Source organism: Oceanobacillus timonensis (genome assembly GCF_900166635.1).
GTDB lineage: Bacteria > Bacillota > Bacilli > Bacillales > Amphibacillaceae > Oceanobacillus > Oceanobacillus timonensis.
In genome coordinates this window covers 4,037,135-4,049,670 of the sequence record NZ_LT800497.1, presented here as the reverse complement: position 1 = coordinate 4,049,670, position 12,536 = coordinate 4,037,135, and the positions used below count along the sequence as shown (strand labels likewise).

General features: G+C 37.2%; 11 protein-coding genes. 7 read left to right on the top strand and 4 right to left on the bottom strand.

Translation table 11 applies throughout. From position 1 onward, the window contains the following. Positions 1-40: 40 nt before the first annotated feature. Positions 41-427, bottom strand: a complete 387-nt coding sequence (gene blaI, locus B7E05_RS19855; RefSeq protein ID WP_080875833.1) for a penicillinase repressor BlaI — start codon at positions 425-427, stop codon at positions 41-43. Between the two features lie 16 nt (positions 428-443). Beyond that, the gene (locus B7E05_RS19850; protein WP_179134595.1) at positions 444-2,234 is read right to left on the bottom strand and encodes a BlaR1 family beta-lactam sensor/signal transducer; all 1,791 of its coding nucleotides are present in this window, start codon (positions 2,232-2,234) and stop codon (positions 444-446) included. A gap of 213 nt (positions 2,235-2,447) precedes the next feature. Here B7E05_RS19850 and bla point away from each other — a divergent pair, with 213 nt between their 5' ends. Both bla and B7E05_RS19840 read left to right on the top strand, forming a co-directional pair. Further along, on the top strand, positions 2,448-3,374 hold the full coding sequence (gene bla / locus B7E05_RS19845) for a class A beta-lactamase (RefSeq protein WP_080875831.1): 927 nt from the start codon (positions 2,448-2,450) through the stop codon (positions 3,372-3,374). 15 nt (positions 3,375-3,389) lie between these two features. Further along, positions 3,390-5,387 carry a penicillin-binding transpeptidase domain-containing protein gene (locus tag B7E05_RS19840; RefSeq protein ID WP_080875830.1) on the top strand — a complete coding sequence of 666 codons (1,998 nt, stop codon included), beginning with the start codon at positions 3,390-3,392 and terminating at the stop codon, positions 5,385-5,387. Positions 5,388-5,458: 71 nt separating this feature from the next. Here B7E05_RS19840 and B7E05_RS19835 read toward each other — a convergent pair whose 3' ends face one another. Further along, positions 5,459-5,683: a hypothetical protein gene (locus B7E05_RS19835; protein WP_080875829.1), complete on the bottom strand. Its 225-nt coding sequence runs from the start codon at positions 5,681-5,683 to the stop codon at positions 5,459-5,461. A gap of 402 nt (positions 5,684-6,085) precedes the next feature. Between B7E05_RS19835 and B7E05_RS19830 the strand changes: the two genes are divergently transcribed. Further along, entirely contained in the window at positions 6,086-6,622 is a 537-nt protein-coding gene (locus B7E05_RS19830; RefSeq protein WP_080875828.1) for a GrpB family protein, read from the top strand. Positions 6,623-7,035: 413 nt separating this feature from the next. Here B7E05_RS19830 and B7E05_RS19825 read toward each other — a convergent pair whose 3' ends face one another. Beyond that, a complete protein-coding gene (locus B7E05_RS19825; RefSeq protein ID WP_143833267.1) occupies positions 7,036-8,067 on the bottom strand; it encodes a short-chain dehydrogenase in 1,032 nt (343 codons plus the stop codon). A gap of 593 nt (positions 8,068-8,660) precedes the next feature. Between B7E05_RS19825 and B7E05_RS19820 the strand changes: the two genes are divergently transcribed. From B7E05_RS19820 to B7E05_RS19805, 4 genes are all read left to right on the top strand, one after another. Beyond that, positions 8,661-9,938 carry an Nramp family divalent metal transporter gene (locus B7E05_RS19820; protein WP_080875826.1) on the top strand — a complete coding sequence of 426 codons (1,278 nt, stop codon included), beginning with the start codon at positions 8,661-8,663 and terminating at the stop codon, positions 9,936-9,938. A 107-nt stretch (positions 9,939-10,045) separates the two neighbouring features. Next, complete coding sequence (locus tag B7E05_RS19815) at positions 10,046-10,984, top strand: dihydrodipicolinate synthase family protein (RefSeq protein WP_080875825.1); 939 nt, start codon at positions 10,046-10,048, stop codon at positions 10,982-10,984. A gap of 153 nt (positions 10,985-11,137) precedes the next feature. After that, the gene (locus B7E05_RS19810) at positions 11,138-12,160 is read left to right on the top strand and encodes a LacI family DNA-binding transcriptional regulator (protein ID WP_080875824.1); all 1,023 of its coding nucleotides are present in this window, start codon (positions 11,138-11,140) and stop codon (positions 12,158-12,160) included. Between the two features lie 90 nt (positions 12,161-12,250). Continuing rightward, positions 12,251-12,460: a hypothetical protein gene (locus tag B7E05_RS19805; protein ID WP_080875823.1), complete on the top strand. Its 210-nt coding sequence runs from the start codon at positions 12,251-12,253 to the stop codon at positions 12,458-12,460. Positions 12,461-12,536 lie beyond the last annotated feature (76 nt).

Below are 12,536 nucleotides of genomic sequence, written 5' to 3'. Positions count from 1 at the left end.
CTGTGCATGATTCAGTCCCTTCATTGCTTATTGAAATAAGTTACTTTTTCTTTTTTGGTTTTTCATCCAAAATCGATTTTAATTCCTCGATATCTTCCTCAGATAAAGAATCTTCTTCCATAAACTGAACAAGCATCGATTTTACGGTACCACCGTAGATTCGTTCGATGAAGGATTTTGCCTCTGCACGCTGGCACTTATCCTGTGAATACAGCGGATAAAATGTATAGACACGCTGTTCTTTATTTACACCAGCAACGCCTTTCTGAACTAATCGGTCTAATAGTGTACGTACGGTTTTCGCTTTCCAATCTTTTTGCCCTTGCAGAGAAGAAATCACATCATTGGCTGTTTGCGGTGATTTTTCCCAAAGGACATTCATTACTTCCCATTCTGCTTCAGAAATATTAGGCACTTTTTCCGCCATGTTTCTCACCCCGGTTTTATTCCTCAAAAATTTGTTTATCTTTTAAAATAGCTAAGGTTATTTCTGTTGCGATACTTCCTGAGGCATTATCCTCATCCTGTATATTCGTTGCAAAGAAATACGTGTTTGTATCTGTTTCAACAAATCCAACAAACCAGCCATTGATATCCTTGCCATTTACGTTCCCTGTTCCTGTTTTTCCATAGAGTGCAGCGCCATCCTTTTCTTCCATTTGCAATGCATTTTTGACTGTCTCAATATGGTCTTCCTGAAAGTGAAAGCGATTATGATAGAACGCCTGTAATAGCTCTACTTGTTCCACAGGCGAGATTTTCAAAGTAGATTCCAGCCAGTATTGATCAATTCCTTTAGAAACGTCCTGGTTTCCATAATGGATATGGTCTAGATAGGATTGAATGCTGTCTAAGCCCATTTCTTGATCAATCTGTTGGAAATACCAGTTAACAGAGTGATTTAAAGCCATTTCCAGATTTTGATCTTGATTCCATTGTTTATAAGGCTGTTCCGTTCCATCCCATTCGAAGGTGTTTTGCTCCGGTGTGATAATATTTTCCTCTAAACCGAATAAAGCACTATAGATTTTATACGTAGAATCTGGAGAAATCCTCTGTGTGCTCTGATCTTCATTATAAATTTGGTAAGTATCCTCCTGCATATCATACAGCACGAAACTGCCATCGTAATCTTGAAAATAGTCACTGAGTTCTTCATCGTCTACCTGTTCAGGCTTAAAAGACGTATATCGATCGTTGTCGTTGGCCATCGCCGATGCAAGCGGCACTTGTGTGGCGATAAATAGACCTGCCAACACAAAAATGCCGATGCTTTTGGCATGCTGTGCTTTAGAGACGGCTTGAAAAGAAGCAATTTCAATCATCCGTTTCTTTATTTGTTTTTTGGTTCCATTTAATTGATTTGCCAGTTTATTGTACTGCGGCCTGGGAGATTTATCGATAAAATGAATGATGGTATTTCCATACTTTTTATAGTTTTTATCATCTAAAGTTGTCAATACAGCGTGATCACATGCAATCTCTCGGTCCAGACGCATCTCTTTAAATGCCAGCCAAACCAAAGGATTGAACCAATAGATGATTTGAAAGAAAACCATCAGATAGTTCGTAGGTATATCTTTATATTTATAATGGTTTAATTCATGCAAAAAGATATGCTTGATATCTTCTTTGGATAACCATTCCTCAAAATTTGCAGGTAGGACGACAAAGGTTTTGCCTAATCCGAAGGTCAGCGGTGAACGTACTTTATCCGAAACGCCTAATGAAATATTTTTTGAGATATTTAACTGCTGTTTTGATTGTTTAAAAAGGTTGATAATGTCTTTATTTTCCACTTGGGAAATAGAATGTTTCATTTCTCTTAAGTGCCACCATGCACGTATCGAAAATACAGTCAACATGAGAGCCCCGGCAATCCAAATTCCAAAGACAATCCCATTTAATAGTTCTGTATTCGTCTGTGTAACAGTTACGGAAAAATCCTGCATCCAATTTGTGTTTGTTCCGCTGGTTTCAGTTGCTGCATCATTATTTATAGAAGCAGAGCCTCCATCGACAGAACTGCTGGCTGTAAATGTCTGAAATAAATTGCCTGCAGGAAGCAAATAAGCAGGAATAAATGGAATAACCAGTGCGGCAAGCAGTAAATACCATAGGTTATATTGCCATTTGGCTGACAATTGCTTTTGGAATAATTTTTTTATAAGCAAAATAAATCCGACTGTAATGGAAGAAATAATGAAACTTGTCAGAAGCGTTGTTACAAACATGCTATTCGTCTCCATTCTTTATTTACAGTAGTTATATATAAATACATTTGCCGAAGCGTATTTAAATTACATTTGTAATACGTTAAATTCTAGCATGCTAAGGTAAAGTTATCAAACACCAAACAAAAAAGAAAAATAGGAATTGACATACTTAGACTACGTATGTAGTATTGTATTACAGTTGTAGTCAAAAAGATGTTAGGAGGATTTTACATGATACATGTTCAAGATATTTTTAATAAAAAAGGCTTTATCTTATTTCTATTGATTGCTGTGATAGGGATAGCAGGTTGTGCTAAGGAGGAAGAGAGCAGTGAAGAACGTTCTGAATCTCCTGAACAGGCTTCTCAAAGTGAAGAAGCTTTTAAAGAGCTGGAGGATGAATTTGATACGAAACTTGGCGTATATGCGGTAGATACTGGGACGAATCAGACTGTTTCCCACCGGGCCGAAGAAAGGTTTGCCTATGCTTCTACGTTTAAAGGTTTAGCAGCAGGAGCCATTTTACAAAACACATCTATGGATGACTTAGAGAAGGACATGATGTATTCGGAAGATGATTTAGTTCCTTATTCTCCAGTGACGGAGAATCATGTAGAAGATGGGATGAAGTTGAAAGAAATCATGGAGGCAGCAATTCGCTACAGTGATAATACAGCAGGAAATCTGTTATTGGAAGAACTGGGAGGACCAGATGGACTGGAAGAACAATTACGAGAAATTGGTGATGAAACCATCGAAGCAGATCGGATGGAGCCGGATTTAAATGAAGCTGTACCGGGAGATACGAAAGATACGAGCACGCCGAAAGCATTTGCTGAAAGTCTGCAAAAATATACGCTGAGTGATTTACTTCCTGAAGAGAAAAGGGAGTTGTTGATTGATTGGATGACAGGGAATGAAGCAGGAGATACGCTGATTCGTGCTGGCGTACCTGAAGACTGGGAAGTTATCGATAAAAGCGGGGCAGGGGGGTATGGTTCCAGAAATGATATTGCTGTCGTATGGCCGTCTGATCAAGAAGCGCCAATGGTTATCAGCATCTTTTCCAGTCGTGATACAGAAGATGCAGATTTCGATGATGCCGTCGTTGAAAAAGCTGCCGGGCTTGTTGTGGAACAGCTGCAGAATGAGGAGTAATAGGAAGGTGGAAGCATGAAAAGTTGCCGAATGATTATCTTAATGGCATGGATGCTTATGATAGCAGCAGGTTGCACGATGCATGAGGAGCCTTCGGAAGTTTTAGATGATTATCTTTCCAACTGGGAGAATAAAGATTTTTCTGCGATGTATAAACAGCTTTCCGAAGAAGTAAAAAATAAAATAACCAAAGAAGCGTTTATGGAACGCTATGAAAATATATATGATGGGATAGAAGCGAGGAATTTACAAGTGACATCGCAAGCAGATTCAGAGGAACAGTTGGAGCCAGAAGGAGAACTCCTTACTGTTCCCTATCATGTAGAGATGGATACAGCCGCGGGTTCCATTGAATATGGGCATCAATTGACATTAGAGCAAAATGACGAGGGAGATTGGCTGGTTAAGTGGAATACCTCACAAATTTTTCCGCAGTTAGGTTCTGAAGATAAAGTGAAGGTAAACAAATTAGAAGCAGAAAGAGGAGAGTTGAAGGATAAGAATGGAACGGGAATGGCCATTAATGAAGAAGCAAATGTTATTGGCGTTATACCAGATATGCTTGAAGAAGAAGGAAGCCAAACAAAAGAGAAGCTGGCTGATCTGTTGGATATTTCTGTGGAAGAAATAGATCAGGCGCTAGATGCATCCTGGGTAACACCAGAAGTATTTGTGCCAATAAAAACATTGCCAATGGGAGAAAACGATATAGAAACTTATGTAGAACTTCCAGGAGTGAGTTCCCGTGTAGAAACAGTTCGTACCTATCCATTGGGAGCTTCTGCAGCGCATTTAACAGGCTATGTTCGGGAAATATCGGCAGAACAGCTGGAAGAACTGGATGGTTATGCTGCTGGAGACGTGATTGGCAACGCAGGACTAGAAAAAATATATGAAGATCAACTACGAGGAGAAGATGGCACCCATATTTATATTAGTAATGCGGACGGTGATTTGAAAGAAACGTTAGCGAAAAAAGAACCGGTGGATGGAGAGGACGTGCAATTAACCATCGACGCTGCATTGCAACAAAAAGTATATAACCAATTTGAAGGCGATGTAGGAACTTCTGTAGCCCTAGATCCGCATACAGGAGACGTTTTATCCCTAGTCAGCTCGCCTGCTTACGACCCGAATGCTTTTGTAAGAGGATTGTCAGACGAACAATGGAAAACATGGAATGAAGATCCGGAAGAGCCATTCTTAAACCGGTCTATAAGCCGGTATGCTCCGGGGTCTGTGTTCAAAACGATAACTGCATCGGTAGGACTGGAAACAGGCATTACCAATTCAGAAAAGGTCAGACAGATTGATGGACTGCATTGGACCAAGGATGATTCGTGGGGAGATTATTATGTCACACGTGTACATGATAAAGCGAACGTTAATCTGCGCGATGCCTTTGTTCATTCTGATAATATCTATTTTGCACAGGAAGCCCTGGAAATGGGGAAAGAAACCTTTTTAGAAGAGACAGCTGCTTTTGGATTTGGAGAAGACATTTCCTTTCCTTTTTCCATTCCAGCTTCTAATCTGACAAACAATGGCGAAATCAATCATGAAGTACAACTTGCCGATACGGCCTATGGACAAGGCCAGGTGCTGATGAGTCCGCTGCATCTTGCGTTGACATATACGCCATACCTGAATGGAGGAGATATGCTGTATCCTTCGCTCGTTGAAGCGGATGAACCAGAGATTTGGAAGGAAAATCTTATTAGTGAAGAAACTGCTGAATTGGTAAAAGAGAATCTGATTCAAGTCGTCGAAAGCCCGGAAGGTACTGCACACAGCACGTATATACCTGAAGCGGTCATTGGTGGGAAATCTGGCACAGCAGAAATCAAAGGAAGCAAAGAAGATGATAATGGAAATGAAAATGGCTGGTTTGTCGGCTTTGAAGAAGACGATGCTGACATATTATTGGTCATGATGGTGGAAGATGTGAAGGACCGCGGGGGCAGTGGTTATGTAATTTCGAAGGCGAAAAATATTTTTGAGTGTATACAGTAGAGAATAGAAAGAAGCTATATTCACCTGAAACTGGAAAACCAAAATTCAGGTGAATATGTGTTTGATAGATGTTACTCTCCGCCCTCGAATATATCTTCAACTTTGTCATCGTCCGATCCATCTTCATTCTCATTCTCTTCAGTATTTCCTGATTCTGGTTCATCTTCATTGCCACTTTCTTTTTCTTGCGTTGGCTCTTGATTATCCTGTTCTTCATGATCATCACTCTGACAAGCTCCGAGAATAAGCATCAATGAAACCCCTAAGGCTGCAAGGTAAGATTTTTTCAACCTCATGATGTATCACTCCTTCTAATGTATGCTCATACCCGATTTTATCAAAGAAAATCAGAAAAATGCGTTTTGTTATTAGATTGTAAAGTAGTGTAGATACAAGACGTTATTCTTTGATTTCAAACGTAGAAAAAGACTTCAATGTAGCTTTTTTATGGAGAATTCCCCGTAAAACTTCACCCTGAATGAAGTTTCGCTTTATAATATTTTTAGTTACGTATTCGGACAACTCAAAGGTGATTGGCACACTGCCCTTTGAACTGACGGAACGGGTAAGGTTTATAAAAAATATAATTTATGCAAAAAACATTATAGAATACTAATTGAAAGGTAAGTGATACGAATGTGATTTCTGAGTGTAAAAAAGAAATAATAAATAATGACAACGTAGGAGGTACTTTGGTTATGAAAGAAATTGTTACATTTGCTCCTGAAGAAAAGTATAGAGATAAAGCGGAAAAGGTTTTTCAAAAACATCGGAATCTAATAAAAAATTGTTTGCCTGAAGTAGAGGTTTATCACGTTGGAAGTACAGCAATCAAGGGTTCATTGACAAAAGGTGATGTTGACCTTCAGGTTAGAGTTAGTCAAGGAAATTTTAACAAAACCAAAGAAATTTTAATGAAACTTTATGATATCAATGAAGAAAGTGACCAAACATCATTTTTTTGTGCTTTTGAAAAGAAAGATGAAATACTCCCTTTAGGAGTACAGCTAACAGTTATTGGTTCATCGGTTGATAACTTTAGGAAATTGACTCAATTTTTTATTGAAAATCCAACTTTTATTGAATCATATAATCAATTGAAAAGGAAGTTCGAAGGTAAGGATATGAAACTGTATCGGGATGAAAAAGCAATCTTTATAGCCAAACTATTGTCATCTGATGGTTACAAAATAATATCTAATAGAATCGACCTCTATGAAGCAGAAAATATCTAATGGAGAGATGATTAAATGAGCACAGCACTTGTTACGAGAGTTATTAATCCAAGATATACCAAATGTAAATTCTTTAGTGGTGTAGATCATCTTTTTAGATAAAGGCTTTAAATGGCATAATGATTTTATAACGAATTGCCGAAATCTAAATGGATTGTTTCCTTTATTATTTCGTATAATTTTAATGTAATGATTTCCGTGAGAAGGTCTCTTCTGTAAATGTATGATGCCGTGCAAAGCGTACATTTTATGATAGAATACCTTCTCTTTTTTACTATCTGGCAGACCTTGAGCCTTCGAGTATAATTTTACATATATAGGGATTGTTTCATTTTTAAGATGGAAAGTGTACTTATATAATCAATGATAAGAATGATTATTATGATAAACAAACAATGCAGGGCTTAAAAAAGCTAAGGCCGCTTCTCCCAAGGCTCTACAGTCCCAATAATTTTTACTTCCCGATCATACGTAACAGCATCAATCACTCCATCGCTGATTTCTTGATGTGTTAACCACCTAGAGCTCTCTTTGTCTAAAATAAATCCAAGCTGAATTTGTCTGTACTGGCAGCCTGGATATTTCTTTACGGTAGCATCCTTCATTTGATTTAAGTTAGAGCTGCTTCCTAATACGTGATAGAGTTTCCAAGATGGACTTTCCTGTGCAACTTCATGACAGATAATATCTAACGCATGGTTCGCATCTGAATGAACCCATGCAATAATCAAATCGATAGGGCCGTTCTGGATGATGGCTGCTTGAATCTTTTCTTTCAGCACAGTACTATCTTTGTAGTTAACTAGCAACGGAGTAATAAAAGAACCTGCGTTAGCTTTGTTAAGCACTCTCTCCATCTTAGTCTGGTTGCGTGCGAGAATGGAGACTTTGTTTGAATTAGCGGCAAGCCATAAAGATGCAGCAGATAACATTCCTGTTCCACCGATAATTAAGGTATGGGTAGGGAGGCTTTTTGTTTTATCATCAATGATTTCCAGCCATGGATGTTTCCAATTAAATTGCTGACGTAATGAATGATACAACCACTTTATTTCACTCTTTTTCAGAACGGGAAGCAACCGCTCTAAATCCCTATAATCTTTCTCTCTGATAACAGAACTGCCACCCTTATATAATAATTGTATCTCTGGTTTTATATAAGGGACACCATCATCAGTTATTCCGCCAATCTCGTTGATATGCCGTCTAATCTGATTATCTCTTTTATAAATCCATTCATTATTTTCTGTATCTGTTAGCATGACTTCAAATAACCAGCTTGTGTTTTGCTTTTTTCTTACCCAAAGACTGCCTGATATGCTGTTTTGTGTATTGAAATCTGACAGCTTTGTCAATATGCCTTTATCAGCAAGGAATAATTCAAAACTTTCACTTAGATGCTGTTTTAGTGCAGGCAGATCTTTGCGTTTAATAAGAATATCCATGTCTTCATGTTTTCTTGTTTGTTTTCCATAATGCAAATCGAGTGCCTAGCCCGCAGCAATCCACCAAGAAATGGGGGTGTTATTCATTAAATGATTTATTTCATCAACAGATAGAGTGTTCCATGGATGATGCTGCAAAAAATCTCTCCTTTATAGATTTGTCTTTTATAAAATTGTAGAGCTTTTGTAGTTCGTTGTAAAAGCGTTTGCATTAATCAATACCAAAGTATATACGTATTTTTTCGAATTTAATTAACAGTCATTATCTGAAATAAATATCTGTGTGATGTTTAAATGGAAATAAAAGTATTAGAGGTTAGAAGAAGTATCAATAAAAGAAGAAGCGAAACTTTTATAGTTGAGTGTAAGCTCTATTGTTATTTTCTTATCTGCATCTTTGTTGGTGCTGGTTATTCGAGGTAATTATGTTCATGTAGAAAAAATATTTTTAGATACGATGTAGAAGAGATGGAAATAATTGAATAAAGAAAGTTCGGAATATATATTATAAAATATATTGACTTTGTATGCGCTTACGTGGTATTTTAATTTTACGTAAACGTTTACCAAAAAAACGGAACTGGAGGTTGACTATGAACCAGGAGAACCTAATTGAACAAGAACCTGTCCGTGAATCTAATATTAAGCGTCTTCCCTTCAAAGATTTGATGAAGAGAATCGGTCCGGGAATAATATTGGCGGGGATTGTTATGGGGCCCGGAGCAATCACGACCGCATCTATGGTGGGAGCAATGTATGGATATTCCTTACTTTGGATTATGATACCAATTGCTTTTATGGGTATATCTTTCTTGTTAACAACATATAGAGTATCTCTTTTGACTGGTATGCCAGCTTTGCATGCGATTAGGCATTATTTTGGTCCCTGGGCTGCCCAAATTGTAGGGATAACAACTTTTCTATCGTGCGTTTTTTTTACTATAGGAAATATTTCGGGTACGGGTGCAGGCATGAATCTGCTATTCGGTATTGATTGGAAATTAGGGGCGATGATTATGCTGGCATTTTTAGTATACTGTTATTTTTCCAAAGGTGTATATTCAAAAGTGGAAAAGATATCAATGTTGTGCGTGATTGGGCTAATATTGGCGTTTTATGCTACGATATTCCAAACTGGAGGACCGGATTTAGATGAATTAGCGTATGGTCTAAGTCATTGGACTTTTCCGGTGGGAAGTTTAGCTTTAGTATTAGGGTTTATTAGCACAAATGCTTCTATTACAACTGCATTATACGGAACTTATTTAAGTAAGGAGAAGAAGTGGAAAAAAGATGATCTATTTAATGGTGGTATGTTGGCGGATTCTATTGCGCATATAGTAGGAGTAATATTAGTGAGCGGCGCAATAGTTCTTGTTGGAGCTATTGTATTATTTCCTAATCAAGTAGTAATCAACTCTCCAGCACAGCTTGCAGATATGTTAGTCCCTTTTATGGGTAGAGCTGCTAGTATTGTTATGGGCCTTGCCTTAGTTGCGTGTGCGTTTTCATCACTTCTAGGAAATACCCATCGTTCTATTGTGTTGTTAAATGCAGGCTTTAATAAGCCTGCAGGTTTGGAAGAAAAAAGTGTTCGTTGGGGATCTCTTGTTGTTTTAATTATTTCTGCTATTGTGAGTTTTAGCTATGGGGGATCCCCCATACAGCTGATTTATTTGGCTAATATAGCGACGGCTGTTGCAGCACCGTTTGGAGGTCTTTTTATGTGCTTGCTTTTGTATAATAAAGAAGTAAATAAAGGCTTAAAAAAACCGAAATTATTGCAAGTCTGCATGACAATAAGTTACTTATTTTCGTTAGTATTGATTGCGTTTGTTGTTGTAGATATAATCCAAAAAATGTTCAGTTAATAAATAAATCGTTAACGAAAAATTAGCAATTTTCATTGACAATATAATGAAACCGTTTTATTATTATTACGTAAACGTTTACGTAATAAATCTAGGAGGAGATTATAATGAAAAATAAAGAAAAATGGAGCGGAGTATTTCCTGCAGTGTTAATTCCCTTTAAGGATGATTATTCAATTGACGAACCAGAATTTCGTAAATTAGTTAGATGGGTGGCAAGTCATGAAGGGGTAAGTGGAATAGTAGTTAATGGACATACAGGAGAAATCATGACTTTATTTCCGGAAGAACGTGCAGACGCGGTAAGAATAGCAGCGGATGAATTACAAGGACGTATCCCTGTCATTTCTGGGGTTTCTGCAGAAGGAACGATGGAAGCTATTCAACATAGTCAAGCAGTTGAGCAAGCTGGCGGGGAAGGGATATTATTAATGCCTCCACATTCATGGTTACGCTTTGGAATGCAGCCGGATTCCCCAGTTGAATTTTTTAAGGATGTAGCTGAATCGGTCAATATTGGAATTGTAGTCCATCAATATCCTACCTGGACTAAACCATCATATACGACGGATCAATTATTAGAAATGTCGGAAATACCTAATGTGGTGTCCTTTAAAATAGGTCAACGCGATATGGCCCAATATGAAGTAGATGTAAGAGCACTTAAGGAGCATGCACCAGATGTATCCCTGTTAACATGTCACGATGAATATCTGTTGCCAACGCTTGTCCAAGGTATTGACGGTGCATTGGTAGGATTTGGCTGCTTTGTTCCAGATTTGATTGCAGAACTCGTTAAGCAAGTTAACAACCAAAATCTAGCAGAAGCTAATAAAGTTTATGATCGTATTTATGAATTAAAACAAGCAATTTATAAGATGGATGAACCTTCATCGACGTCACATTTAAGAATGAAAGAAGCAATGTATCAACGTGGGTTAATTAGCAGCTCTCTAGCTCGTCGTCCAGTTTTGCCATTAACCGAGGAAGAAAGACAAGAAATATCTGAAGGTCTCAAAAAAGTGGGGCTGTCTGTAGAAGTATAAGTGTTATTAATGAAAAGTAATTATTACAAATAAAAAGCTAATATGTTTCTGAAATAAGAACCTATTAGCTTTTACATATATTCCTCTATTCTATGAAATGATGGAAGAATGTTTTATAATAAAAGCAACAATCATTAAATGGGGGAGAAAATAGTGACTGTCAGTATGAAGGATGTTGCGTTAAAGGCAGGCGTTTCAATTGCTTCTGTTTCACGAGTCATAAGTGGAAAACCAGGAGTGGGTAAGGAAACTGAAGAAAAAATACGCGAAGTCATGAATGAATTAGATTACCGCCCTAATATGGGTGCTCGTGGATTAGTTATGAAATCGACCGGAAATATAGCTATAGTAATACCAAGAGGTACATTTACTTTAAATAATCCATTTTTTTCTACCGTATTAGAAGGTATTGCAAAAGGGTTAGATAAAACAGATTATAATATGGTGATGTCGTTTACTTCTCTGCAGCAAAAAAGATTGCTGGAAACTCAATCAGTGGATGGTGTAATATTATTTGCTCCGAGATATAAAGAGTTGAAACTTGAATGGTTAGAAAGTATCGGACTGCCGATTGTAGTCATTGGCAGTTATTTAGAAGATTCACCATTTCCTTGTGTACGGCCAAATGATGAGTTAGGTACCAAAAAAGCAGTAGAAGAACTTTATAAATTAGGACACAAAAATATTGGCTTTATAAATGGCCCTATAGATTCTATGCATAGTGTGAAATGTTTAAGAGGGTATAAACAAGCAATAGAGTCTTTAAATATGGAATACAATAAAAATAATATATTTGAAGTGGGTGAATTCGAAATACAAGCTGGAAATCAGGATTTGGAGAATTTTTTAATTGAGAACGCAGGGATAACAGGATTTGTTTGTTCATCTGATTATTTAGCAATTGGATTAATCAAAGCTGCGGAAAAAGTTGGCTTAAAGATACCTGAGGATTTATCTGTGGTTGGATTAAACGATGTTCCATTAGCAAGTTATATTACTCCTGCTTTATCGACTGTACAAGTTGATTTGATTGGAATAGGGAAGAGAGCCTCATCTATATTAACGAATATGTTAAAGGGTAAACAAATCCGCAAAAAAGAGGTCGTTTTTGAAATGGATTTTATTTCAAGAGATACAACAAGAATTGCGAGGGATTGGTTAGAATATAATAATTAAGCAGGAACGAACTTATTTTGGAGGCTATTGCCATTCTGCAAAAATTTTCTGGAATGCATTGTCTAGCTTTATAAAAGAAGGTGTATGAAGATGACCGTTATAATAGAACGAGCAAATAATCTTGAATTATTAACTGACTTTCTTGCGGATATGAATCATCAAAAGACTAATCATATTGGTTTCTGCGGAACAGATAAAGCGGATATTTTACAAGTGTTTCAAGAGGATTTCGTGGATGGAGAGGGAGATATTTCCTTTCTAATAGCTAAACGCGATACTGGAGAAATTATGGCTGCATGACAGCATTTTTTCAAATACATATCATAATGCTGTACACGAGTAAAAACCACGATTTCTTGCATTTTAACAAACAATT